The following is a 26,747-nucleotide window of genomic DNA, read 5'->3' as shown; positions in this document are numbered from 1 at the left end:
CCTTATCACTCACCCATTTCTTCCCTATACTGTACAAGAAGATCTCTATTTGCTATCTCAATTTCCGAAAGACCAGCTTCTTTGAAATTTTCCGGTTCAATCGTTCCAGTATACCAGCTACATGCATCAAAATGCGCCTGCAGCTTAGCATCTTTAAATTTTCTTCCATGACGGGCATAGATTTCATTTAATGCTATTTTTCGTTCTTCCGCAGACAAAGTTTCAATATCCTCCCTTGTCAGCACTTTTGTATTGCTTAATGGTAAGATATATTCTCCCTTGTCTGAAGCCGCTGTTTCATTTTTCATGGTTGGTTCTGCTGACGTTCCATTCTCAGTTATATTATCTTCATGATTGTAAGAATCTATATTGGCAATTACAACATCTTTATATAAATCGTCCAAGGTTGCGTATCCATCATAAGTCCATCGTTTTTCCCACCATTCTTCTCCCGTTTCAAATGTAGTCTTATGACCATAACGCAAAGCATTGTATTTTGTCACCTCTGCCTTAACTTTCGACTCACCGTCAACCAACAAATTACTATACTGGATATACCAATAAATATCATTGATCTGATCATAGTTCCGACCATCTTCTGTATTACTGTTATGAATCTGGGCTTTATAAATCAAATACAGTAAATTTTCCTGTGAATCCTTATTCTTTGGTGTTAACAGGTAATTACCAATATAGGTTATTTTCTCCAGTTTTTCTCCCTCGTCAGTCCAATCACGTGCAACCTGGGCATTATATTCATCAAAACCCTGTTGTATCATTTTCTGCAATGTTTCATCATCGAGCTCTTCAATTTTCGAAAGTACATGTTCAAGCCCAGTTACGATATACTCTTTTTTTGTTTCTTTTGGAACAATTCCTTTTGTCTTTGCACAATTCTCAATAGAGTTTTCTTTAATCTGGACTGTAATTACATCACCGTTCTTTAAATCATTTGTTTTACTACAATTGAAATCAGCACTGTAAAGTTCAAGTCCTGTATAATTAAGACCTGCTTTCCCATGTGGCTCAGTTCCTGAAAATTCAATTGTCACGTCAGCAAATGCGTCAAATGTACCTACTTCCTCAAGATCAGATACCTGATAGTCCCCATTTTTATATTTGAACTTGCATCCCACATATTTAGGCAGATCATCTTCAAGTTCCCAAGTGTAAGCAATATTGTCACCATTAGAAAGATCTGTACTTTCATCTAAGGAGACCTTAATTTCATCTTTCAAAAATTCCAATAGATTCATATCTCGTAATGAACGTCCAAATTCTTCTTTCGCAGCTTTGGTAAACGATAATTTTGAACCATATTTTGATTTTATTGCAGCCCAGTCAATAAAAGCCGTGGCCTTACCATAACCTTCATATCCTTCTGTTTCTATCACCAGGTAATCATCCAGTTGAATGGTTTTTCCTGTATTTACAACAACTGCCCCGACAACTGCCGCTATCACAATCACTGCGCTTACACCCGCTATTTTCTTTTTCGATATATGCTTTTTTATACCTGTAAATTTAGGCATTAAGGCTTTCAGAGATGACATATATCTCATAAGTGTCTCTTTTCCTTGCTTACCTGCCACCTGTTCAGATGCATACTTTTCTTTTTCCTGCATGCATATATCTGCTCTTATTGGCTTACCACAGCGTTTGCAATATTTTGAGCCACACGCATTTTCCGTACCACATTTTGGACATTTCACTTTCATTTCCTCCCCTCATGCGCCCCAAAACTGGATATATTGCACATATTTTTTATATTGATTTCATAATATTTTACCATTTCCCCAATTTTCCAACAATTAGGGCGTCATTTTTAGACAAACTAATTTACATTTCATATAAATAACCTGTCCTTTCTACCTACATTGAGAAATCTATCTGTAACTTATTTTTATATGCTTTACAACAAAAAAACTCCAAACCGGTTATCAAATATCGTACCGATTTGAAGTTTCTTTTTTTCATATATGAATTTATTTTAAAATCCCCCCCCGCAGTTTCTCAATCATCTCACCAATGATTCTTTCACATTCTTCCTGCGGGCAGATCATTTCCCCTTCTTCCAGCATATGGCAGAAGCGGTTTAATTTATCGGCGATTCCCTGCTCAATCACAGAACAGTATGTCGCATCCTCACGTCCAAGGTACAAGATCAGCTCATTATCTACCATGGACACGGTGGAATACACAAAGGTTCCGATTGGGAGGTTGAGCTGCCGGTCGTCAAGCATGTAGACTTTTGCGTCCGGTTCCTTAACCCACGCCAAAAACTTTTCCAAAAGTTCGATTCTCTCTGGAATGGTAAGCGGCGTATAGATCTGTTCCGGAATTTCCGATAAACGGCCGGTGGAAATGGAATACTCCAGCCCCTCCCGCGTAAAGAAATGAACTGCTTTTTCCTGGTCAATCTGCTGTTTGCGTAAGATCCAGTACTGGATCAGCCCTGATTTTTCCGGTTCGCCCAGAAGCAGGTGCTTCTCCAAAAGTTTTACCGACAGCACATTTAAGAAACACGGTCCGTACTCCATATAGTAGTTCTTTACATCCTGCTGGCGGAAGCCTGCAGTCTGCATCTCAGCAAGATAATGCTTCCGGTTTTCGGTAATCCAGACCGCCCACTGGTCAATATCGGAAAAATGCCGCAAAAGACTGCGTTTGTTTTTCTTCTTGCGCTCATACCGTCTTCTCAGATAGGAAATCTGCTCTTCTTCCCAGATTACAATGCCGCTTTCCATATCCCGCTGCAGGCCAACTGCCCACTGGTCACAGATCAGCCAGTTTGGAAGGAGATCATCTGCTTTTTCTTCATAATCGTAATACGGAAGATAATTCTTTCCAGATCGGATCAGCGGCATGATCCGGTTGATGAATCGCAGATTGTAAAGACTTCCGTCTGCTACGCGGATTGTTTTTAAGGAAAACAGGTGCTCGCAGCGGATCTGGAACTGGTTCAGGGAAAGTGCCAGCAGCTCCACTACCGCTTCCGGTATTTCTTCGGTTGCCATGCGCAAAACCGAGCTGCACGTTGGAAGCATTTTCTGTAAAAAAGAAAGAACTTCTGTCCGGCTGTTTAACACACGTACTTTCCGCATTGATTCCTGTTTCGGAGGTTTTTTCGCAGGCTCTGCCGATGACTCCAAAAAGCTGTTCGGAGCTTCCAGCAGTTTTTTGATTTCCTGCATGCAGTCCCACTCTTCGCGGCCCATGCGTTCTTTTTTATACAGTGAAAACAATGTCTGGGACACCTTTTCCGAACATTGCAGCGCCATGATCAGCTTTCTTACTTTTTCTGCATCCTGTGGCAGGCGCTTTCCCTGCCGCATCTTGGAAATATGGTCCAGGGAAAGAGCGCTTGCATCGGATAAATAAAGCAAAGTCTGCCCGGATTTTTTGATTTCTTCTTTGATTGCTTCCGAAAATTCTGACATACCCATCCAACCCTTTTTATATTTTATCAATTACTCGTGAATTCATAATATTATATAATTTTAACATTTTTATCCAGAGTCTTCAATGAGGGCACGAAAATTAGACAACTAATTTGGATGGTTTTCTTTTTTTCAAGAACGAAGGGGGCAGATAGCCTCAGCGGATGCTCCAACAAAGCCATCCTGATCCACAGACGACAAAAAGCACGCTCGCGCGTGCTTTCTGTTTAGGAGTTGAGTTTCTGATTTCACGGGTCAGATGAAACCAGACGAAATGTATAGAATATTCACATGTAGTTAGTTGCGGCTAACTGTCATTATATTAGCATAGGCTAACTTATTTTGCAACCCCTTTTTTCAATTTTTTTAAATTTTTTTACCGGCTCCGGTCCTGATACTCCGACGGGGAGATCCCCGTCACCTTTTTGAACTGGGCGCTGAAATATGCCGTATCGGAATATCCCACCTGCTCCGCCACCTCGTAAACCTTCACCCGGCAGTCTTTTAACAGGGTCATGGCTTTCTTCATCCGGTACCAGGTAAGATAGTTGGTGAACGTGTAGTCCGTCTCTTTTTTGAATACGCGGCTTAAATATCCTTCGCTGATTTCCAGATTTCCTGCTACCGTGCTGATATTGATATCTTCCCGGTAATGCTCCCGGATCAGCTGCACAGCCTGCTCTACATATTTATTTTTTGTATTTTTGACCGGACTTAAGCGAAGGACCGGCGCATCGGCACTGGCATCTGTCTGGGTTTCCCGCGCATCCCGAAGTCCCTGGATATGGCGGACCGCTGCCTCAAGCTCTCCATCTTTTAGCGGCTTTAAAAGGTAATCACTGACACCAAGACGCAGTGCACTCTGGGCATATTTAAAATCACTGTATGCCGTCAGGATAATGAAGCGCGCCTGACAGCCCTCCGCCCGCAGCTTTGTGATCATCTCCACACCGTCCATCCTGGGCATCTTGACATCGGTTACCACAAGATCCGGTGACAGCCGCTTCACAAGCTCTGCCCCTTCTTCCCCATTGGCAGCTTCCCCCACGATCACACAGTCTAACGCAGACCAGTCGATCGTCAGGATAATTCCCTTTCTTGCCATGGTTTCGTCTTCCACGACTACGACTCTATCCATTGTTTTCATCCTTTCGAAACGGCAGACGCAGCGTCACGGTAGTCCCGTCCTCCTCTACCTGCGCATGCATCCCGTATGTTTCCCCATAATAGATTTTCAAGATCTGAATGACATTGTAAAGTCCCAGATGTCCGTCCCGCTTTGCCGGTGCCGGGCTGTTGATCCAGTCCACCATATCCGCACTCATTCCACATCCGTCATCGGTCACGGAGATACTTAATACTCCGTCTTTCTGCGCTGCATAGATACAGATATAACCATTGTCACAGCCATCCAGCCCGTGAATGATGGCATTTTCCACCAGCGGCTGCAGGATCATCTTCGGAATCATACATTCTTCCAGCTGGTCCGGAATTTCTGTCTCATAAAGGAATCGTCCGCTGAACCGGATCTTCTGGATTCGGATGTAACTGTCTATGGTGTCCAGTTCTTCCTTTAATGGAATAAAGGGCTTGCTGGATATGCTCTTTCGCAAAATGACTGCCAGGTTTTCCGCCAGCACCGCAATTTCCGGAATCTGCCTAATCCTGGCATTCCATTTGATGGTATCCAGCGTATTGTACAGAAAATGCGGGTTCAGCTGTGTCTGGTAGAGACGCAGCGTTGTCTCATTTAAATCCTTCTGTTTCTGCACTCTTTCTTCCAGGTAACTGTTTAAATCGATTACCATTCTGTTGAAGCTTTCGGTCAGCCGCCCGAGTTCATCGTTTCGCGTGCTGCGGACCCGGATACTCAGATCTCCTGCTTTCACCTTTTCCATAGCTTTATCCAGCTGGCTGACTGGTCTTGCAATGCTCCGCGTCAGGATGCCGGAAATGCTTAAGCACAGGCACAGACTTAACAGGGACATGGCAAGGATCACCGTGCCCATGGTCTGCATGGCCGGTGCGCTGATCGGCGCCTGCCTGCATAGGATCACGGAAAAGCCGCGTTCCGGCTCGTTCGCCCGCAGATACTGTGTATCATCCTCCGTGTTCGTCTGCTTCTCCATTCCGGCTGCGATCTCTTCCATTTTTTCAGCATCGTAATCTGGTCTGGAGCAGTAAATGGGACGCTGGTGCGCGTCCAGAAGTAAAATGGTATCGGTCAGGGAATAAAAACCGCTGAAAATGCTGTCGAAATTCTCCCTTGTGAAGTCCAGTACCAGGTATCCGGTTCTGGCTCCTTCTGAATTTTCGATTGGATAAGCGCCCTGCATCAGCACACGGCTGTCCGTCAGGTTCAGATACGGGTCTGTCCGGTACCAGGTCATCTGTTTTTTCCCGGAAGCTTTTTTCAAAAGTCCCCAGTAAACCGGAAGACGGTCCCCGCGCGTCATCGTATCCGTCGTAAAACGCAGCCTTCCCCCGACATCGTAAACGCTGATCTGCGCATGCCCGTATATTTCCTTGGATGCCTGATACAGCGACACATACATGCCGCGCTGCATTTCCACCGTAGTCGTATCGATCATATAGCGGGCCACGGAACCATCCTTTGTCTGTTCCCGGCAGACATTCTCGCAGTCCTCCAAAAGTGCCGTAAACCGGCTGCTGATCTCTGAGATCTGCCGCTGTGCTTCCTGTTCGCTCTGCCGGTTTAAGGATGCGGTAAACAGCCGGACCATCACAATACTGGAAAGAAAGAGCGGCACCAGGGCGACCGCCAGGCACGCCAGGAACACCCGTCCCCGGAATGAAAGGTGGATTTTTTTCATGATGCACCTCCCATTCCTGCTTCCGCATCCGATATGGATTTCCACGATTCCAGGATTTTTCTTTTTTCCATAGAAATGGTTTCAAAATCAGCATCCGGAAGCGGCAGCCTTTCGAGAGCATCCATCCCCTTTGGTGTCTCCACATCCTGCCGTACCGACCTTCGGCTCTGACTGTCCATAAGGATTTTCTGTACATCTTTGCTGAGCGTAAACTCCAGAAACTGTTTTGCAGTTTCTTCATGCACAGCTCCCCGGCGGATGGCTGTTCCTTCCAGGACCAGAAGTGTGCCTTCTTCCGGGTAAATATAATCTACATCAGCTCCGCTGCTGCGAAGTGCCTGCGCAGTTTCCTCCGTCGTCACGCCTACACTGCAGCGGCCATCCAGAATTTCTTCCTTTACCTGGGCGATGTTTTCCAGCAGATTATGATCCAGATTGCCGGCAAGTTCCTGCACGTACTGTTCTTTTTCCGGGCTGACCAGGGCTGCGGCTGCCAGGGCAGTCAGAGAAATATCCGATTTTTCCGGGTCCGCAAATGCTACCCTGCCTTTCCACCTCGGCTCCAGCAGACTTGCCCACCCAACCGGGAGTTCCCGGTAAGTCACGACATTCGTGTTGTACATAATGACCAGCGGAAGGACTGAGAATGCGCTCCAGCTGTGGTCTACCGAACGGAATGTCTCTGCAACCGCTGCCTCCTGGGCGCTTTCGTAAGGCATCCAAAGCGCCGCATACTCATCCAGAAGTTCGGTACTCACCCCAAATGCAAGATCCCAGTCTTTCGCCTGTTCAAACATCTGCCGCACGTTTTCCGATGTTCCTGCCTTCACTTCCACGCTCAGACCGGTGCGCTCCTCAAACTCTTTTACCACCGGCTCGTAAACCAATGGCTCCTGGTCCGTACAGATCACCAGATCAGCTGGTACCTGTGTCTGCGCAAACATCGGCCCTGCCGTTTTCTTCCCGCAGGCAGAAAGTAACAGCAGTATTGCCGCCAGAATCCATATTCTTCTCCTGATCTTCACTCGTGTTCTCCCCATTTCCGTTACTTCTGAAAAAATCCCCGTTTTCCCATGTTTCTGCTTTTCATTATAGCAGAAAACACTGGAAAACGGGGATTTTCTATTTTACATCTTCCTTAGCGAAACCGTCTCGTTCCGCTGCCATTTTCGCATCTGGACAGTCCAGAAAGCGGCAGGACAATTCCGGTTTCCGTTACAGTCCCAGGAATTTTTCAAAGATCTCGCAGATCATCACGGCTTCATGCTCGGTCTCCATCTCACAGAAGATCCGAAGAAGCGGCTCTGTTCCCGAGAAACGCGTGCTGACCCAGCCACCATTTTTTAAGTAAACCTTGCAGCCGTCCATGTAGGAAATATGATCCACCTCAAACGGGATCTCCGGCAATGCCTGGTCGATCATCAGCGTCTTATGGATCCGCTCTTTCTCCTCTGCGGTAAAGCGGTATGCCCGCTCCTCCATATGGATCTCGCCGTATTCTTTGCGGATATCTTCCGCGATCTCCGACAGTTTTTTGCCGCTGACTGCCATCATTTCGACCAGCAAGGACGCCGCGTAGATGCCATCCTTTCCGTGAATGTGTCCCTTCACGGTCAAACCTCCGGAAGACTCGCCGCCGATGATCGCATCGGTCTCCTGCATCTTTGCGGAAATGTACTTAAAGCCGACCGGCACCTCATAACACTTCTGTCCGAAGCTTTCTGCCACCTTGTCCAGCACATGCGTGGTAGAAAGATTTCTCACCACCGGGCCGCGCCAGCCGCGGTATTTCAGCAGATAGTAATACAGCATGACCAGAATGGTATTTGCATGGAGATAATGTCCTTTATCATCGATGACGCCAAGCCGGTCTGCATCTCCGTCCGTCGCAATGCCGATGTCGCAGTAACGGTCCAGCACGTAGTTCTGCAGATTGCGCAGGGTATTCTCGGTCGGAGCCGGCATCTTTCCGCCAAACAGGGTATCATGCTGGGCATTGATGGTCTCTACCGTACAGCGCGCAATGGAAAGGATGGTGCAGAGTGCCGTCAGGCTGACCCCGTACATCGGATCGATCGCAATGCGCAGATCGCGTTCCCGGATCGCATCCAGATTGATCAGGGAGATGATGTTGTCCAGATATTCGTTCATGGGGTTCATCTCCACCACCTGGCCGCTCTTCACCAGTTCCTGGTAAGCGTGCGGCGGCATCTGCCCGTATTCCTCCGGATCCGGGACATAAAGCTCATCTGCCTGTTTTAAATAGCGTTCAATATCTGCGGTCTGATGCTCATCCGCATCTCTTCCGCCCTTCGTAAAGACCTTGATCCCATTGTAGATGGCCGGATTGTGGCTCGCTGTCACCATCATGCCATAATCCAGGTCATGTTTCATCACATAGAACATTACAAGCGGTGTCGGAGAACTCCGGTCCACAAACAGCACTTTGATTCCCTGCTGCCCAAAGATCTCGCAGGACCAGATGACCGCTTCCTTGGAAAGGAACCGGCGGTCATAGCCGATCACCACCGGCTTGTCCTCCACATGTTCTGCTTTCATTTTTAAAGCCATCGCAAGCGAGAGCTTCTGGATATTTTCTTTTGTAAATTCTTCCCCAATGATGGCTCTCCAGCCACCAGTGCCAAATTTTATCATAGCCACACCTCATTTTTTGCACTTGTCCCAGTATGCGTTCACCACTCAGACGACGGATACCCTGCCCTTGCTGACTTTCAAAAAGATAAGCAGGGAGATGACTGTGCTGACGGTCAGGATCGATGCCAGCGCTGCCGCGGTACCGAAACTGTTTCTTACAACCTCCGTATAAATAGCCACGGAGATGGTGCTGGTCTTGCCGCCGTACAGCATCACGCTGGAAGACAGCTCGTTGATACAGGTGATCCAGCTTAAGATCGCGCCGGAAAGAACACCCGGTGCCATCAGTCTTGCAGTCACATTTACAAAGGTTTTCATCGGGGAAACACCCAGGCTGATGGAAGCCTCCTCCACACTTACATCCATCTGCTGCAGGAATGCACTGCCGGAACGGACTGTGTAAGGCAGTTTCCGGACGATAAACGCAATGATCATGATCATGGCCGTACCGGTTAAGATCATCGGCTGCTTGTTAAATGCAACGATCAAGCTGATACCAAGAACAGCACCCGGGATCACGAACGGGAACATGATCAGCAGATCCATCAGCTGTCCTGCCAGACCTTTCTGACGCACGACGATGTAAGAGATCAGCATGCCCAGAATGATAATGAACACGATCGCAATCGAAGAGAATACGAAGGTATTGCGGATGTTGGTCCACAGGCGGTTGAAGATCGTCACATAACTCTCCAGACTGAAGCCTTTCTGGAAGCCGGTGAAATCGCACTTGATAAAGCTGCTGACAATCACTACGATCTGCGGCATAATGCCGATGAGGGTCACCAGCATAACCGGCAGGGTCACCAGTGCACGTTTGCCTCCGTGAAGAACCTCTTCCTTCGGCGGACGCATGGCAGTCATGACATAGTTTTTCCGGCTCACAAAGTATTTCTGAACCAGAAGCACTGTGGTGGAACAGAGTACAACAACCACGGACAAAGCGCTCGCCAGATGTGCATTTCCGCCGATCTCACTCATGTACTCATTGTATACAAGAACCGGAAGGACCATGTAGCCCTCGCCGATCAGCATCGGGGTACCGAAATCTGCCAGGCTGGTCATAAATACCATAATGGCGCCTGCCGCAATGGACGGAGCCACAACCGGCAGAGTGACTGTCAGAAGGCGGCGCAGCTTATTGCTTCCCAGATTTTCCGCTGCCTCCTCAATACTGGAATCGATGCTTCCCATGGCACCCGACGTATACAGGTACACATAAGGGAACAGTTTAAACGTAAATACCAGGATGATCCCCAGTTTCCCGTATATACTCGGAAGATGGATCCCGATCTTCGCAAACATACTGGTGATAAATCCCGCGCGGCCAAACAGCATGATCCAGCTGTAAGCACCGATGAACGGCGGGCTCATCAGACTCATGATAATGAAGATATGAATAAAATTCTTACCGAATACATTGTAGCGGGACATGATGTAAGCGATCGGCACGCCCACAAGAAGTGTGGTACAGGTCGTCACGATCGACACAAACAGGCTTCGTCCCAGTGCCGAATAGTAATACTTTTTCGTAAAGAACCGAATGTAGTTCTCAAAAGTAAACCCGGCTGTCTTATTTGAGAAAAAGCTTCGGGTGATCAGGGTACAGAACGGGTAGATCAGAAAGATCAGCATAAAACCAATGACTACCACCTTGACCCAGAACCAGAAGTCCAGTTTTTTGCGGGATGTTACCATGAAATCACCTCCTGGGTTGCCGCATCGTAAACGCCTACCGCATTGATGTCAAAGTTTACTTTCACGTTCTCTCCATCCGGGCGGACGGTCTGCACATCCTTGGTGTATTCATTGAGCTGCAGAGTCTGACCGTTATTTAACTCGATCTCGTACTCAATGAAATCGCCCAGGAAGGTCGACATCACGATCTTGCCCGGAAGTCCATTTGTCTCATCGAAGAACAGCTGCTCCGGTCTTGCAGAGATGATGCCCTTGCCCGAGTACGGTTTCTTTAATTTGCAGGTAATGCTGCATTCGTCCTTAATATTCAAAACGGCTGCCTCCGGATTTTTGCCGTCCACTTCGCATTCCACAAAATTGGAAACGCCGATAAAGCCTGCAACGAACGTATTCTCCGGTTTCTTATAGATTGCTTCCGGCGTTCCCACCTGCATGATGTTGCCCTCTTTCATGACCGCGATCCGGTCTGAGATTGCCAGGGCCTCCTCCTGATCGTGGGTAACGTAAATGGTGGTAATGCCCAGTCTCCGCTGCAGTTTCTTGATCGCAGTTCTCATCTGTACGCGAAGCTTTGCATCCAGGTTGGAAAGCGGCTCATCCATCAAAAGCACGCCAGGCTCAATGACAAACGCACGCGCCAGCGCCACACGCTGCTGCTGACCACCGGAAAGTTCATTTGGTTTTCTGTCTTTTAATTTTCCGATCTGAACCAGCTCCAGTGCCTCTTCCACCTTGCCCGGGATCTGCTCCTTCGGACACTTCTTGGCTTTCAGACCGTATGCCACGTTTTCCGCTACCGTCAGGTGCGGGAAGATCGCATAGTTCTGGAACACCATACCAATATCACGCTTGTGCGCTTCCAGGTTGTTGATCACCTTGTCATCAAAACAGATCTCACCGCCGTCCACGCTGTTGAATCCTGCGATCATACGAAGCAGTGTTGTCTTGCCGCAGCCGGACGGTCCCAGCAGCGTAAAAAATTCCCCCGGTTTAATTTCCAGATCCACTCCATTTAATGCGGTAAAATTTCCGTATTTCTTTACGGCCTTTTTTATGATCACTGCATGACTCATATTCATTCCTCCATTCCTGTCCACCTGTGGCCGTTTGAATCCGACCGGTGTTTTACAAGCCTCTCCGGCGCTCCGCCCTTGCAGGGCATTTTCATACGATAGAACGTTCCTGTGAAGCGGGTAGGAAAAGACTGCCCGCCCGCTTGGGGCAAGGCAGTCTTTTTGATGTTCACGTTCTATTGATTTCCATATTGCCTTTTAATCGTGCACAAAGCTGCGTTTTTCTGCTGCAGCTGACATATGGCTGACGCACGCCGGCAAAATTAATCGTTACTGTTCTCGCGTTGCGCAAACAGCAACGGATTTTGCCGATGCTTCGCATTCCAAATCGGCAAAATCTGCTGCCACAACGGTATCGTACGGAATTTTCAGTTCAGAAAATTCCTACCCGTGTACAGTAACAATTAATCTACCATGATATCGTTGAACTTTTCGATATTGGCTTCCTTCTCATTTGCTGCCCAGTCAAAGTCGTAATCTACTAATACCAGATCATCCAGTTTTGCCATACCTTCGCCAACTTCCATATCGCTTCGTACCGGACGGCGTCCCCAGTTCTGGCTCTGCTCGGTCTGGCATTCTTTGGAAGTAACGAAATCGATGAAGAGTTTTGCATTTTCTTCGTTCGGGCATCCCTTAACCAGTGCTACACCATCCGGAACTGCGCTGGTACCATCTTTCGGATATACAAATCCTACAGAAGGATCGTCTGCGTATTTGATCGCAGATTTCTCAATGGTAATACCTACATAGAACTCACCGTCTGCAACCATCTTGTGGCACTTACCGGAAGAGTCAACGATCTTGCCATCCAGGTTATCGTACAGCTGTTTGATGAAATCCCAGCCTTTTTCCTTACCGCCGTGACCCAGGATCATGGTACATAACTGGGTGTATGCGGAACCGGATTTGGACGGCAGGCAGTATGCAATTTTGCCTTTCCATTCTGGCTTGGTTAAGTCTTCCCAGGACTCCGGAATGGTCAGTCCGTCTTTCTCGATCAGGTCCTTATTATAGAAGATAACCATCGGAAGCGGGCTCTCACCGATCCAGTAACCATCCGGATCCTTGTAAGCGTCGCCGATGAATTCGTCGTTTGCACATACATACGGCTCGAAGTATTCCTTGAATGCTGCCAGGGAGTCAGCACCACCGCCCCAGAGTACATCTGCGATCGGGTTTGCAGACTCTGCTGCGATTCGGTTGCACAGCTCGCCGGTTCCGGCTGCTACTACCTCAACCTTGACATTCGGATATTTCTCCATGAACAGGTTTACGCCTGCATTCAGCGGATCTGCATCGTGCGGGGAGTAAACAACAACGCTTCCGGTATAATCTTCCGGCGCTTTCTCTGCCTTTTCTTCCTTGGAAGCATCCTTTTCCTCTGCTTTGGTTTCCTCTGCCTTTGTCTCCTCCGCTTTGGTCTCTGCCGGTGCTGCCGTTGTCTCTGCTGCCTTTCCTCCGCCACAGGCGGTTACGCTCAGTGCCATCAGTGCTGCCAATGATGCTGCTAACCAACGTTTTTTCATAATACCCTCTCCTTTTCTTTGTTTTTGTTCCTGGGTTATCACGTTCCATGGGAAAGGTCCGCTCCTGCTTACGCTGTGCGTCCGGTCATAATCGTCCGCACCGGTCAGCAGTGTGCATTTTCCCGTTCCAGATATCTTTATTATATGCTGTCTTTGTGCGTTTTTCCATTTGTATTTCTGACTTTTCTTTTGTTATTCTGAACTTTGTATATTATTTTTGTTGTTTCTTTTTCTCTTTTGTGCATTTTTACACATGCTTTTCCATTCATTTTCTGTATCTCTGCCATACAAAACAAAACACTTCCATGCACAATTTCCTATGAAAAAAGAGACCCGCCACCAGGCAGATCTCCTTTTTCTCTTTCGATATGCAGTTTTCTTATCATTTTCCGCTTCCGTCCACGCATGCGTATCCGGCAACGTTCTTACACTTCATCTTTCCAGTGCAGGCGGTGCAGATGTCCTTCCATGTTCATCTTCTCAAATCCATTCTGACGCAGTGCCTCATACAGCACGATCGCCACGGAATTGGAAAGATTTAAGGAGCGGATGTCTCCCCACATCGGGATCCGCACACAGTTTTCCTTGTGCTCTACCAAAATTTCTTCCGGTATTCCGGCGCTTTCCTTGCCAAACATGATATAGCAGTCCGGTTCGTACTCCACATCCGTGTAGGTTTTCGGTGCCTTGGTCGTTGCCATGTAGATTTTCGCGCCCGGATTGCGGTCCAGAAAATCCTGGAAATCGGAATACACGGTAACATCCAGCTTATCCCAGTAGTCCAGTCCGGCACGCTTTACTGCCTTTTCATTCAGCTTAAACCCCAGCGGCTCGATCAAATGTAAGCGGGTATTCGTTGCGACACAGGTACGCCCGATATTTCCGGTGTTCATCGGCATTTCCGGCTCAAATAATACAATGTTCATTTCGTTTTACTCCGTTTTTCCGTCCAGGCGGTCCACAAACCGTTTGATACGGCTAAGGGCCTCCTTTAAACTCTTTAAGGAATACGCATAGGACACACGGAGGAAGCCTTCTCCGCAGTCTCCAAATGCAGTTCCCGGGACCACTGCTACTTTTTCTTCGCGCAAAAGCCGGGTCGCAAACTCTTCGGAAGTCATGCCAAAGCGTTTGATGCTCGGGAACATATAGAATGCGCCCTGCGGCTCAAAGCAGTCCAGCCCCATCTCCGCAAAGGCGTTCATCAGATAACGGCGTCTCTGGTCGTAGGATTCCCGCATGTGCTGTACGTCTTCATCGCCATTGCGCAGCGCTTCCACTGCCGCGTACTGACTCGTCGTCGGTGCACACATGATCGCATACTGGTGGATCTTTAACATCTGTTTTAAGATCAGCTCCGGTGCGCAGGCATAGCCCAGACGCCATCCGGTCATGGCAAATGCCTTGGAAAAGCCGTTGATCAGAACGGTGCGCTCTTTCATGCCAGGCAGGGACGCGATCGTCACATGGTCTTCCTTTGCGTAGGTCAGCTCCGAATAGATCTCATCGGAAATGACGTAAAGATCTTTCTCAATGACAATCTCTGCGATCTTCTCCAGATCTTCCCGCTCCATGATCGCACCGGTCGGGTTATTCGGGAACGGCAGTACCAGGATCTTGGTCTTCGGCGTAATCTTCTCTAACAGTTTTTCCGGAGTCAGACGGAAGTTGTCCTTTTCTTCCAGTTCAAGGATGACCGGAACACCGTCTGCCAGAACACAGCACGGAGTGTAGGAAACATAGCTTGGCTGCGGGATCAGTACTTCATCGCCCGGATCGATCATGGCACGCATAGCCGCATCGATCGCTTCACTGCCACCCACAGTTACCATGATCTCATGGTCCGGATCATAGCAGACATTGCAGCGGCGCTCCAGATAATTGTGGATCTCAATCTTTAAATCCTTCAAACCTGCATTGGAGGTGTAAAAGGTACGTCCCTTTTCCAGGGAATAAATGCCTTCCTCGCGGATATGCCACGGCGTGTCGAAGTCCGGCTCGCCCACACCAAGGGAGATGGCATCTTTCATCTCACTGACGATATCAAAAAACTTACGGATCCCGGACGGCGGGATGGAAACGATCTTTTCATTTAATGGGTTTCTCACGGTGTAATCAGCATCCTTTCATCCTGGACCTCGTCGCAGAGAATCGTTCCGTGGTCCTTATATTTTTTCAGTACAAAGTGCGTTGCAGTGCTTAAGACCGAATCAAGCGGTGCCAGCTTGTCGGATACAAACTGTGCAACCTGGCGCATGGTCTTGCCCTCAATAAACACGGTAAAATCAAATGCTCCGGACATCAAGTACACGGCATTCACCTCACTGTACTGGTAGATGCGTTCTGCAATCTTGTCAAATCCCATGCCGCGCTGGGGAGTTACTTTTACCTCGATCAGCGCAACGACCTTCTCTTCACTGGTGTTGTCCCAGTTGATCAGGGTGTGATAACCACAGATAATATGTTCTTTCTCCATCTCGGCAATCTCATTGGCGACCGCGACTTCGCTCTCCCCTAAAAGAATCGCCAGGTCATGGATATCGATTCTGCTGTTCTTTTCGATTACCGCCAAAATTTTCTCTCTCATTTTTGATTGCCTCCTTGTATAATTGTGTAGATATATAGGGAATCCCGATCTTTTCAATCGAAAAAACCGGGAATCACTTTCGTTATTTCATCGGGCTGGGGACGCTCTAAAAATCCCCGTCCTTCCTGCACGACCATTTCCCGTGCAATGCCCTTGTTCACCCGGCCGATGACCTGTGCCGGAATATTTTTTTCTGCCAGTGTACGCACCAGCTGACCGCCATTTGGAGCAGTCAGGAGGATGCAGCCCTGGCTGTAAAGCCGGTACGGATTTAACTCCAGGCGCTCACAGACCTCCACCGTCTCCTGGCGGATGGGGATCTGGCGCAGATAAAACTCCACGCCGGTCTCATAGGCACCGGTCAGATTCCAGATGGCAGTTAAGATGCCTCCATCTCCCGCCGGTTCCCACTCTGTGGCACCAAGACTTTTCCAAAAAGTCCCATCCAGAATTGTCCCGGTTTCTGACCTTTGTTTCTGTTCCACAGATGCATCAGACGATTGTGCAGCCGCTGCTGTCACCGACACAAGATACTGACTGCATTCCGCGATCTCATCCATATATTCATCGGAAAACCAGTGGGAAAGCTCTTCTTTCTTCGCCTCCACCAGCTTCAACGTTCCCGCGAGACCCGCATAACCGGCAACCACCAGATCCTGTCCGGGGTGCAGAAGTCCTGTGTTCTCGCGCTCAATTCTTCGCATCATAATATTTCAATCCTTTTTCTGTTCGGAAGCATGCCATTGTTACTGTGCACGCACGCGTGCCTGGCAACGGGATTTTGCCGATGCTTTGCATTCCAATCCTCATTCCGGTTCACGCGTGCGTGCCCAGCAACAAAAGCCTTGCAAGACTCCGGATTATTCCGGCTGCGATGCATTTTCAGCTGGTGCTGCTGCCTCACCAGGTCCTCCGGTTGAAGCTTCGCCCGCAGACGCGCTTCCTGCTCCCGGTCCCACCACCTGGCTCTGCTCTGGCTGAGCTGCCGGTGCGGCTGTTTCCGGCGGTGCGGCTGTCTCAGGTGTATGTTCTGCCGGAGTTTCCGCCGGTTTATGTTCTGCTGGAGTTTCCGTCGGCTGGACCGGTGTCTCCGCCGGTGCTGCCGGACCTACCAGAACAATGGCCTTAGACGGATTGTAGGTATCCGTGTGCAGAACGGTGCGCTCTTTCTCCACACCATCGACCGTAACAACCTTCCAGAGTCTGGATTTGTAACCGATGTGTGCCGACTGGATCTGCTTTGTCTGTCCAGGGCGGAGAGAATTATCTACTTTCCGCTGCGGTTCCCCAGGATCGGTCTTGCTTAAGGTTTCGGAAATATACTCTACTTTCCGGTTTGCCGGACGGGTTTCTTTTCCGTAAATCGTAAAGGTCAGCGTTTTTCCCGCTGTCGTTCCCTCGATATAGATCGGGGTACTGTAATTATTGGTAACCTTAATATCTTTATAGGTTCCGGCGATTGCCGCATCCATAGACGGTTTCACATACGTAACGATCATGGAATGGTTCTGCCGCTGGGTGATCTCCAGTTCCGCTTCCAGGGATGCATCATAAAGCGTAGTTGCGATCTGGCAGACACCTCCGCCAACGCTGTCCACAACCTGACCATTCTCATATGCCGCTGCCGTAAAATAACCATTCTCGATGGTAAACGGATGCATGCACTCGTAACCGGATAACGTTTCTCCCGGCATTAACACATGACCATTAATCTTGGAAACTCCATTCGCAATGTTTCCGGAGCGGGATGCACCGCTGCTTGCATACGCCGTCGTGCAAGTACCGAGCACATCGGAAATGGTAGCGAGATCTTCTTTTTTGATCTTCGGCTCTTTGGTAATGATCACGGCATCGGCTGTGATCTCCGCCGACTCTGCCGCAAGCGCCTCATTCAGCTTTTCCACAGTGGCTTTTGTGTCTACCGCTTTTCCAATCTGCTCTTGTGTAATTTCAAATTTTCCGTTTTTCCGGGTAATCGCCGCATCTTTCGGCTCGTCGATCAGACCGGAGCACTTTGTATCGACCAGGGTCTGGACTGCTGCCTCGTCAACCTGCGCGTCCAGAGAAATATGGACCGGTTCCTTTTCCAGATCCTTTCGCTCCATATACTGCCGGATCAGACAGCCACCAGCTGCATAATCTTCTGCTTCTTTCAGGGCATCCTCATTTTGAGCGGCATACCCGAGTTCTTTGGCCGTTGTTTTGACCGCGGCACCGTCTACCTTCAGTGTTACGGTGCGCGCCTCAAGTTCTGCCAGATACTCTGAAAATCCTGCTTCGGCTTCTTCTTTCGTCAATCCGCCAAGGGAAAAATCACCCACATAGATTCCATCCGGATATGCTTTTTCTTTTGCATAAGCAGGAAATGTCAATGCACTTCCAAGAGCCGCCGCCAGTGCCAGCCGCCCGAGCACATTCCATATCTTCATAAACTTCTCCCTTTGCTGTTCACATAATAACATTACATCATAACAGACAGTGCCATCGGAGCTACCATAGCCACAATCAGGATCACGATTACCACGCCCATGATAATGCGGGCTTTTTTATTGTTATGCATATTCATCATAATGAATCACCTCTTTTTAAAATAGGATCAGCCCTGTTCCAAGGGCTGTTTTTAAGTTTACTTCCTTGAGATCCGCCCGTATTTGGATATGATCTTATCGGTGATACGGGAGATTTCATTCCTGCTCAGATAGTCAATCTGCACAGGTAAATCTATTTTATGATATTTTAGTAAATACCGCAAGTCCTCTTTTTGCTTTTTGGAAGCGGGCTGTTCGCGCTTTACCTTGTAGAGCAAAGGTGCATCCACAAATGCCTCCGGTGCCTGATTTGCATGATGTTCTGCTAGCTTCTGATACAGCCTGTGGGCATCGAGGGCATCGCCCAGTGCACGGTGGGCGCTCTCCTGCGTAAGTCCATAAAAAGCGCAGGCCGCTCCCAGCCGTTTGCTCTCCTCTGGCGGCATAAAACGGCGGCACAGCGTCAGCGTGTCGATCCCGTTCTTTTCAAACGTCAGGCCCTGGTTGACCGCCGCCCGCTTTAAAAAGCTAAAATCGAATATGATCCGGTGGCCAAGAAGCGGAAGTTCTCCACAGAAATCCAGAAATTCCGGCAGGATATCCACAAGGTCCGGGGCATTTTCCAACATATCCCCGGAAATACCCGTCAGCTCCGTAATCCGCGCTTCCAGATCCCGGTGCGGATCGAGCATCGTATGAAACCGTCCGGTCTCCTGACCGTCTTCCACCCGCACTGCCCCGATCTCAATGATCTTATCCTGCTTCGGATTCAGACCGGTAGTTTCCAGATCCAGGGCAATGTAACTGTTCGGAATCTGGATCTGTTTCCCAACCGCCTGATCTGCTGCGGCAGCCTTCTTATTTTTTGCATCCAGCGTCACGTTTTCTCCGCTCATACTCAGATCCTCCCAAGCACCGTCAGCTTCGCATTGTGATTTAACCGGTCTTTCTCCCGATAATCAAACAGCAGGATTTCTCCAGACCGCAGGACCTCAACATGAACCTGTGTCCCCAATGTTCTAAGTTCCGGAAGCAGTCTGCGGATTTCTTCCTTATAGGGAGTCTGTACAAGTGCAAACGATGGACGGCTCTTTGCATTTTCCCGCAGATACAGATCACACATGAGTGCATCTTCCAAGGCTCCCAGTCTGTCGTCTCCCACCTTCTGGCGGATCAGCGCATGGAAGATTTCATAGCGCGCCAGGCGGCTGTGGTTTAACCCGGTCAGATGGTTTTCATCATAATACCGCGCCATATATTCGTACATGGAGAACGCGTTCTCAAATTCCTGTTCAAACAGCTTCAGCGTTTTTAAGAACTGGCGGCTGTTGTAATACACCTCCACCATATTCTCCACGCCCTTTAAGCGGAGCACATCGCCGTAGGGCAGCCATTTGGTCGACAGCACCTCGTACGGAGCTTTTCCCCGGTACTGCAAATCGTAATCCTGCACCTTTTCATGCATGTAAGAACCTTTCAGGACTTTCAGAAAGCCCAGCTGGAACTGCTCCGGTTCCATGGAATACACCTCATTAAAAGAACGTCCGAACGAATCGTAGTCTTCATAGGGAAGTCCTGCAATCAGATCCAGATGCTGATGCACATTTTTTCCGGCATTGATCCGCTCCACCACATAGCGCAGGCGGTCTAAGTCCATCTTCCGGTGGATTTCCCGGATCGTATCCGGATTGGTGCTCTGCACACCGATTTCCAGCTGGATCAGTCCCGGACGCATCCGGCTGATCAGTTCCAGTTCTTCTTCATCCAGAAGATCCGCCGCAATCTCAAAGTGGAAATTGGTCACACCATTATCATGTTCCAGAATATGCTTCCAGATCGCCATGGCATGACTCTTTTTTGCATTAAAGGTCCGGTCCACAAATTTTACCTGCGGCACCTTCCGTTCCAGAAAGAAATCCAGTTCCTGAAGCACCAGCTTTACGTCCCGGAATCGGACGGATTTGTCAATCGAAGACAGACAGTAACTGCAGGAAAACGGACAGCCACGGCTGCTCTCATAATAAACGATGCGGTTCTCGAAACCATCCAGGCTCGGATATAAAAATGGGATCCGGCTCATATCCATGACCGGGCGGATCGGCTGGTCACAGATTGTTCCGTCTGCACCATGGTAAGTCAGACCGGCAACCTGCTTCATCTGCTGCCAGAAGTCAATCTCTCTGCCATTCCGTGCCTGGGATGAAATTTCATGCTCTGAATCTGATTGTGTACCCTGATTGCTGTTTTCCATTTTACATTCTGTCTTCGCGTCTGTATGAGCCCCTCCATTCTGCGAATCTCTCCTGAGACTCCGCACCGTGCATCCCAGCGTCCGGTAACAATTCAAGAGCCCGGCAAACATCTCCTCACCTTCGCCCTTCATAATGCCAAACACCTCCGGCTCCCGCAAAAGAAGCTCCGGCGCGTCGTAGGAAACTTCCGGACCGCCAAGCCAGATATCGGTCTCCGGAAGCACCTTATGAATATCCCGCACAAGATCCAGCGCATAGGAAATGTTCCAGATATAACAGGAAATCCCGATCAGATCCGGTTTTCTCCGGTAAATGTCTTCCAGGATCAGCTCCATCTGGTTGTTGATGGTGTACTCTGCAATTTCCACCTGCATCCTGCATCCGGCTCCCCGTTTTTCTTTTGCAGCCGCCGTCAGACCTGCTGCAGCAGAACTCGTTGGCGCTTCCGTCTCAGGCACACAAGGGAGACCATCCTCGAAACGATTCTGGTCTCCCTGTACGGATTCTGCCGCGCCCTGGGACTCGGCAAACATTTTTAAACTGTACACTCCCGGATTGGAGTGAATATATTTGGCATTGATCGCCGTCAGTAAAAACTTCATATCTTATACGTCAATCTCAATCTTTCTTCCGGTCTGGTCATACTGGTAATACCGCACGCCTGCTGCATTCAGCATGCGCTTGGAAGCCCGCACGGACGGAGAATCCGGATATTTATCTTCCTTATAAATAATGGTTTTGATTCCCGCCTGAATGATTGCTTTCGCGCACTCATTGCAGGGGAAAAGTGTCACATAGATCTTGCTGCCTTCCAGGCTTCCGCCGCGGTAATTCAAAATCGCGTTCAGCTCACTGTGTGTCACATACAGATATTTGGTGCTGTACGGATCAGCATCCTCCTGCTCGCGCCCCCACGGGAACTCATCGTCCGAGCAGCCTTTTGGGAAACCGTTGTAGCCCATGGACATGATCTTGTTATCTTCACTGACAATGCAGGCGCCCACCTGGGTATTCGGATCCTTTGAGCGGCGGCCGGATAAATCCGCCACACCCATAAAATATTCATCCCAGGAAATGTAATCTGCACGTTTCTTTGAATTGCTCATATCGCTCCTCCTGTTCTCACACCTTCAGCACATGGTATCCAGCGGCTTTCGTCAGCCGGTTCATGATCGCCTGTCCCAGATGATCCTTCGAAAAGCTTTCGGAATAAATGCAGTCCACGTCCAGATCATCGAACTCACGCAATACCGCAAACAGGTTATGGGCGATCGTCTCCTCCTTCGCGCGAAGTCCCACACTGCGAACCTCTCCCTGCGGATAACGCGCCTTTGTCTCATCGGTACAGATTACGCCGACCTTTTTGCCCTCCGCAAGCTTCTCTTTCACCAGTTCGTTGATGGTTTCCACCACCTTACCAGTCTCACCCTCTATCAGCTGCAGATCTGCATGCGGTGCATAATGGCGGTATTTCATGCCCGGTGCCTTCGGCCGCAGATCCGCACTTGGCGGTGCCTGGATTGCCGGATCAATCTCTACCTGTCCTACGGTCTCGCGCAGCATCTCCATGGTAATTGCACCCGGACGAAGCAAAGTCGGCACATCACCGGATACGTCCACGATCGTAGACTCTACCCCAATTCCCACCGGACCGCCATCCAGGATCATCTCAATCTTGCCTTCCATGTCCTGCCATACATGCTGTGCCGTGGTTGGGCTTGGTCTGCCGGAAGTATTCGCACTCGGTGCTGCCACCGGAACCCCGGCCAGTTTGATCAGGCGGTTTGCCACCGGGTCACTCGGCATACGGACTGCCACCGTATCCAGCCCGCCGGTCGTTCCGTAAGGCACAATGTCACTTTTCGGAAATACCATGGTAAGCGGTCCCGGCCAGAATGCCTCCGCCAGCTTCCTGCCCGCCTCCGGAATGTACGCTACAAGCGGTTCCAGTTCGTCCAGACAGGAAATATGCGCAATCAGTGGGTTGTCAGACGGGCGGCCCTTGGCTGCGTAAATTTTCTTAGCCGCAGTCTCATCCAGTGCATTCGCGCCAAGACCGTAAACCGTCTCGGTCGGAAATGCCACCAGACCGCCGGTTCTTAGAATTTCAGCTGCCTCAGCCAGTTCCTCATCTTTGATCTGTTTTGTATCTTCTATTTTTACCAGTTTTGTATTCATACGTTTACCTTCTTTGCAATCCTGCAGCAACATGATACCGGTGTGCTGCCAAGGCTGTGTCCACATGATTATTTCCGGCATAAAACCTTACCTTTTTGCCGGTCTGTTTCTGCCTTATCATAACACAAGACACCCTGCGGTGCAAGATAGACCGCAGGGTGTCTGACTATAAGTTTTCTATATTATTTATGCATTCACGCGTTTCTCATTTTTTACAGTTTTATGTGTTCCAATACTATGGATCAGCACACTGACGCGTTTATAAACCAGTGCAGTCACCACGGACACAATGATTCCTTTGACCACATTGAACGGTCCGACGCAGAACAATGCAAAGGTCCATACACTTCCAACCGCCGGGTTGATGGCTGCGCCTGCTGCCAGAATGGTTTCCATCGGCATGAAGTTGGAGTAAAACGGAAGCATAACCAGAGCATTTGCTACCACACCAACCGCTGCCATACAGATGGTTCCCACCACAAGTCCTGTCATGGCACCTTTTCTGGTGTGGGAAATTTTATAGATCAGACCTGCCGGAATGACCAGGGCACAGGAGATCACCAGGTTCGCAAACTCTCCTACAAATCCGGTACTGGTCGGCTTCAATACCAGCTTTACCAGAATTTTTACGACTTCCATGATCGCACCGGCTGCCGGTCCCATGGCAAAGGTTCCGATCAGCACCGGTACCTCGCTGACATCCAGTCCGTAAAAGCTTGGTGCCAGAAACGGAAGCGGAAACTCAAACAGCATCAGCACACCTGCAAGAGCACCAAACATTCCCATCAATACAACATTTTTCGTAGTCAGTAACTTTTCTTTCATGTCTTTTCCCTCCTGAAATAGATTGGTCGTGTCACTGTTCATGCATTGCGCAAACAGTAACGTGTAAGTTCATCATTCAGAGGAATCGTGTGAAATGTGAAAATCAGCAGATGCGCTGCCATACCGCCTCGATATACCATACAACGAAAAATCCCCCGGATATCGCTACCCGGGGGACTTGAGTCGTTCATGCTGCCATTACAGGTCTTGCTGTAAAAGCTTTCACACAATTTCTTCTCTCATCCAGACTATACTGTCGGTTTTGGAATTTCACCAAATCAGCTGCGCAAAGCAGGTCGCGGACTGTAACCGCCGGTGGGGAATCGCACCCCGCCCCGAAGAACTTATCATTGCCTTAACTATAGTACATCTTTTTCAAAAAATCAAGTAAATTTATACAAGACCGATCATGCTTAAGATCATCAGCAGTACCATGCCGACACATCCGCCAAATGCTGCCATCGGGCTGACATATTTCAGATACTGCGGCAGGTCTACGTTGAATACCTCCTGACACATCCAGCATCCGGAGTCATTGACATGACCAAACAGAACGGTGCCAAGACCGATTGCCAGGGTAACTGCTACCGGTGACAGACCAAGCATGTTCATGATTGGCAGGCAGATACCTGCTGCTGCCATGGATGCAGTTGCCATGGAACCTGCTGCTGCACGCATAACAGCTGCAATGATGAACGGGATCAGAATCATCGGAATGCCGGATTTTGCAACAACCTCTGCGATCTCAGATACAACCGGCTGGCTGGAAAGTACAGATGCAAATGCTGCACCCATTGCGGTAACCATAAGAACCATTGCAGAAACATCGATCGCACGTTTTACCCAGTTGCCCATACCAAGCTCCAGAAGGCTTGCATTCTCGCTGATCTTTTCTGTGCGGTTTGCATTGCGGAGCATTTTTGCCTTGATCTTTCCATTGGTCAGGATCAGAATGATGATGCCAACCAGCATTGCGATCGATTTGTTTCCGATAAAATTGATGACCTGAAGTACACCGCTGTCCTCTGGAAGAACCATCGCACAGATGGATGCTGCCGCGATCAAACCTGCCGGAACGATCAGCGGAAGGAATGCGATCAGTGCATTCGGGATATCCGGCTCTTTCATCAGCAGGCTCTCTACGCTGTCATCGCCATCTTTGACCGGTTCGATACCAACGGTATACTCTGGCTTTGGTGCTGCATAGGAAGCATGCTCCGTCATCCAGCGGATGGTCAGCGCATAAATGATGATAAGGGATGCCAGACAGATTACCAGGCCCCAGAGAATTACCATACCAACATCTGCACCAAGCAGAATTGCTACTGCCAGGATTGCTGCAGATGGTGGAACAACACCATGTGTGAACCATACAGCAGTAATGACATACGGAGTAACTACAGCCATGTTCATGTTTTTACGCTTTGCAATGGTCGCTGCGATCGGTGCAGTCAAAAGCTGTGAAATATCACCGAATACAGAAATTGCCATAACAAATGCGGTTAATGCCGGTGCCAGTTCCAGGTGTTTGCCACGGAACAGCTTTACAAAGAAGTTACTGATTGCAACGGCTGCGCCGGAATCCTGCACACCCATGGCAAGGATCGCACCGAAAAGGACCGGCAGACCAATGCTTCCAAGGCTCTTTCCGAACGAACCGGTAATGTTGTTTAAACTCTCAATCGGTGAGGTTCCAAAGAAAATGGAAAGGCCCATTGCAGTAAAGAACAGCGCCATAAAGCTGTTCATTTTCAGTTTCAAAGTCAATACAAGCAAGATCACGATCGATATGATCAATGCAAGCATGTAAATAAGTGGTGTCATTGTCATAGTAATTCCCCCTAAATTTATCCTATCATTCTCTAGAACACCCGGATTTTTTCTGCTGCATCCCAGTCAATTTCAATGCCAAGACCCGGAAGCTGCGGGACATAGAAATTCATATGTTCATCATGCTCAAACGGTGTTTTCAGCACACCGGTCTTTAATATGTTCTGGTTTTCCTCACTCTCGATCGCCTCTGTATTCGGAAGGCTTCCTGCCAACTGCAGGCTTGCTGCAAAATGAATACAGGAACCAAACGAATGCAGGGAAACCGGTTTGGAAAAGCCCTGTGCCGCAAGACCAATCTTGCGCAGCTCAGAGAAACCGCCGCCCCAGCCGATATCCGGCTGAACAATATCCATTGCATTTTCTTTCATCAGACGGGTGAAATTCTTGCACCCCTGGGTTGTCTCATAACCCATCAGCGCAATCTCCATAAGCTCTGTGCGCAGCTGCTTTAATCCTTCCTCATCTTCAAAGAGGATCGGCTCCTCCAGCCAGCTAAGGCCGGCACTCCGAAAATCACGTACCGCATTCAGCACTGCCTCGACCGACCATGCTGCGTTGATATCGGCTGCCACCCGGCCACGCGGACCAACCAGTTCGCGGGTTGCTGCAATACGGCGGATGTCTTCCTCGTAGCTGACTGCAAATTCCGTGCTTGCCGTATAGTTTACTGCATTTCCTGCAATTTCCGGATTCCGTCCAATCTTAATCTTGACATCCTGATATCCTTTTTTCAGATATCCCTCAATCTCTTTCTTTAAACCATCCAGGTCTTTTCCCGGTGCATAAAAGCCGCCGCTTGCATACGCCGGAACACGGTCGGAATGTGCCCCGAGGAGCCTGCTTACCGGCATCTTCGCTGCCTTTCCGAGGATATCCCAGAGGGCAATATCAATGCCGCTGATGCATCCCATCACCAGACCGGTACGGCCATTCGGAACATTTCTCCAGTACATTTTCTGCCAGAGCAGTTCAATATTCTGTGGATCTTCCCCGATAATGGCCGGTGCCAGCTGGTCTTCCACAATGTGTTTGGCGATCACCAGAGGACTTCCATAGCAGAATGCCTCTCCAACACCGTAAATCTCCGTATCCGTCTCAATCCGGATCCAAAGCGCCTGGCGGGCTCTGCACACGGACATGGCATCGCTCATGACCGGACATTCCCAGCGCAGACCTATCGTTTTTACTGCCGTGATCTTCATGCGAATTCTCCTTCCTTTTTCTGACTTTATCGTAGCACAGCCGCCACGTTATGCCAAATTGGTAAATTTGAATCCGGGAATTAAAATAATTAATGTTCAGGAATTTTATTTAG

Annotated in this window: 22 protein-coding genes and 1 riboswitch; all 22 genes read right to left on the bottom strand. The window is 49.0% G+C overall.

What is annotated here, in order from left to right:
* Positions 1-5: 5 nt before the first annotated feature.
* The 22 genes from DXB18_RS10280 to DXB18_RS10180 all read right to left on the bottom strand — a co-directional run bounded on the left by DXB18_RS10280 (position 6) and on the right by DXB18_RS10180 (position 26,634).
* Complete coding sequence (locus DXB18_RS10280) at positions 6-1,625, bottom strand: YARHG domain-containing protein (RefSeq protein WP_182430544.1); 1,620 nt, start codon at positions 1,623-1,625, stop codon at positions 6-8.
* A gap of 360 nt (positions 1,626-1,985) precedes the next feature.
* Positions 1,986-3,440, bottom strand: coding sequence for a hypothetical protein (locus tag DXB18_RS10275; protein WP_147355237.1), 1,455 nt, complete (start codon positions 3,438-3,440; stop codon positions 1,986-1,988).
* Between the two features lie 376 nt (positions 3,441-3,816).
* On the bottom strand, positions 3,817-4,587 hold the full coding sequence (locus tag DXB18_RS10270; protein WP_347560880.1) for a response regulator: 771 nt from the start codon (positions 4,585-4,587) through the stop codon (positions 3,817-3,819).
* Entirely contained in the window at positions 4,571-6,274 is a 1,704-nt protein-coding gene (locus DXB18_RS10265) for a histidine kinase (RefSeq protein WP_118707613.1), read from the bottom strand. The genes DXB18_RS10270 and DXB18_RS10265 overlap by 17 nt, the downstream gene beginning before the upstream one ends.
* Complete coding sequence (locus tag DXB18_RS10260; RefSeq protein ID WP_243103335.1) at positions 6,271-7,299, bottom strand: extracellular solute-binding protein; 1,029 nt, start codon at positions 7,297-7,299, stop codon at positions 6,271-6,273. The genes DXB18_RS10265 and DXB18_RS10260 overlap by 4 nt, the downstream gene beginning before the upstream one ends.
* A gap of 190 nt (positions 7,300-7,489) precedes the next feature.
* On the bottom strand, positions 7,490-8,929 hold the full coding sequence (locus tag DXB18_RS10255; RefSeq protein WP_118707609.1) for a phosphoglucomutase/phosphomannomutase family protein: 1,440 nt from the start codon (positions 8,927-8,929) through the stop codon (positions 7,490-7,492).
* A 45-nt stretch (positions 8,930-8,974) separates the two neighbouring features.
* Positions 8,975-10,627, bottom strand: a complete 1,653-nt coding sequence (locus DXB18_RS10250) for an iron ABC transporter permease (RefSeq protein WP_118543872.1) — start codon at positions 10,625-10,627, stop codon at positions 8,975-8,977.
* A complete protein-coding gene (locus DXB18_RS10245) occupies positions 10,621-11,700 on the bottom strand; it encodes an ABC transporter ATP-binding protein (RefSeq protein WP_118707607.1) in 1,080 nt (359 codons plus the stop codon). The genes DXB18_RS10250 and DXB18_RS10245 overlap by 7 nt, the downstream gene beginning before the upstream one ends.
* A 404-nt stretch (positions 11,701-12,104) precedes the next feature.
* Positions 12,105-13,229 carry an ABC transporter substrate-binding protein gene (locus DXB18_RS10240; RefSeq protein WP_118707605.1) on the bottom strand — a complete coding sequence of 375 codons (1,125 nt, stop codon included), beginning with the start codon at positions 13,227-13,229 and terminating at the stop codon, positions 12,105-12,107.
* Between the two features lie 140 nt (positions 13,230-13,369).
* The gene (locus DXB18_RS16190; protein WP_154106751.1) at positions 13,370-13,516 is read right to left on the bottom strand and encodes a hypothetical protein; all 147 of its coding nucleotides are present in this window, start codon (positions 13,514-13,516) and stop codon (positions 13,370-13,372) included.
* Positions 13,517-13,654: 138 nt separating this feature from the next.
* Entirely contained in the window at positions 13,655-14,155 is a 501-nt protein-coding gene (locus tag DXB18_RS10235; protein WP_118543875.1) for a tRNA (cytidine(34)-2'-O)-methyltransferase, read from the bottom strand.
* Positions 14,156-14,161: 6 nt separating this feature from the next.
* The gene (locus DXB18_RS10230) at positions 14,162-15,337 is read right to left on the bottom strand and encodes an aminotransferase class I/II-fold pyridoxal phosphate-dependent enzyme (RefSeq protein WP_118543876.1); all 1,176 of its coding nucleotides are present in this window, start codon (positions 15,335-15,337) and stop codon (positions 14,162-14,164) included.
* Positions 15,334-15,816, bottom strand: a complete 483-nt coding sequence (locus tag DXB18_RS10225) for an Lrp/AsnC family transcriptional regulator (RefSeq protein WP_118543877.1) — start codon at positions 15,814-15,816, stop codon at positions 15,334-15,336. Before DXB18_RS10225 ends, DXB18_RS10230 begins: the two co-directional genes overlap by 4 nt.
* Before the next feature lie 53 nt (positions 15,817-15,869).
* The gene (locus DXB18_RS10220) at positions 15,870-16,523 is read right to left on the bottom strand and encodes an AIR synthase-related protein (protein WP_347560879.1); all 654 of its coding nucleotides are present in this window, start codon (positions 16,521-16,523) and stop codon (positions 15,870-15,872) included.
* Between the two features lie 153 nt (positions 16,524-16,676).
* The gene (locus tag DXB18_RS10215; protein ID WP_118707603.1) at positions 16,677-18,245 is read right to left on the bottom strand and encodes a VanW family protein; all 1,569 of its coding nucleotides are present in this window, start codon (positions 18,243-18,245) and stop codon (positions 16,677-16,679) included.
* A 197-nt stretch (positions 18,246-18,442) separates the two neighbouring features.
* A complete protein-coding gene (locus tag DXB18_RS10210; protein WP_118707601.1) occupies positions 18,443-19,240 on the bottom strand; it encodes a 3'-5' exonuclease in 798 nt (265 codons plus the stop codon).
* Between the two features lie 2 nt (positions 19,241-19,242).
* Positions 19,243-21,198, bottom strand: coding sequence for a B12-binding domain-containing radical SAM protein (locus DXB18_RS10205; RefSeq protein ID WP_243103332.1), 1,956 nt, complete (start codon positions 21,196-21,198; stop codon positions 19,243-19,245).
* Positions 21,199-21,201: 3 nt separating this feature from the next.
* The gene (locus tag DXB18_RS10200; protein WP_118543880.1) at positions 21,202-21,702 is read right to left on the bottom strand and encodes a dCMP deaminase family protein; all 501 of its coding nucleotides are present in this window, start codon (positions 21,700-21,702) and stop codon (positions 21,202-21,204) included.
* Positions 21,703-21,718: 16 nt separating this feature from the next.
* Positions 21,719-22,774: an L-threonylcarbamoyladenylate synthase gene (locus DXB18_RS10195; protein WP_118543916.1), complete on the bottom strand. Its 1,056-nt coding sequence runs from the start codon at positions 22,772-22,774 to the stop codon at positions 21,719-21,721.
* Positions 22,775-22,960: 186 nt separating this feature from the next.
* On the bottom strand, positions 22,961-23,599 hold the full coding sequence (locus DXB18_RS10190; protein ID WP_118707599.1) for an ECF transporter S component: 639 nt from the start codon (positions 23,597-23,599) through the stop codon (positions 22,961-22,963).
* A gap of 227 nt (positions 23,600-23,826) precedes the next feature.
* Positions 23,827-23,946: riboswitch (FMN riboswitch) on the bottom strand.
* 46 nt (positions 23,947-23,992) lie between these two features.
* On the bottom strand, positions 23,993-25,429 hold the full coding sequence (locus DXB18_RS10185; protein ID WP_118543882.1) for a hypothetical protein: 1,437 nt from the start codon (positions 25,427-25,429) through the stop codon (positions 23,993-23,995).
* A gap of 32 nt (positions 25,430-25,461) precedes the next feature.
* Complete coding sequence (locus tag DXB18_RS10180; protein WP_118707597.1) at positions 25,462-26,634, bottom strand: mandelate racemase/muconate lactonizing enzyme family protein; 1,173 nt, start codon at positions 26,632-26,634, stop codon at positions 25,462-25,464.
* Between the last annotated feature and the right edge of the window lie 113 nt (positions 26,635-26,747).

Source organism: Clostridium sp. OM02-18AC (assembly GCF_003481825.1).
Taxonomy (GTDB): domain Bacteria; phylum Bacillota; class Clostridia; order Lachnospirales; family Lachnospiraceae; genus Brotaphodocola.
The sequence above is the reverse complement of the archived record's forward strand: the minus strand, read 5'-3'. Positions and strand labels throughout refer to the sequence as shown.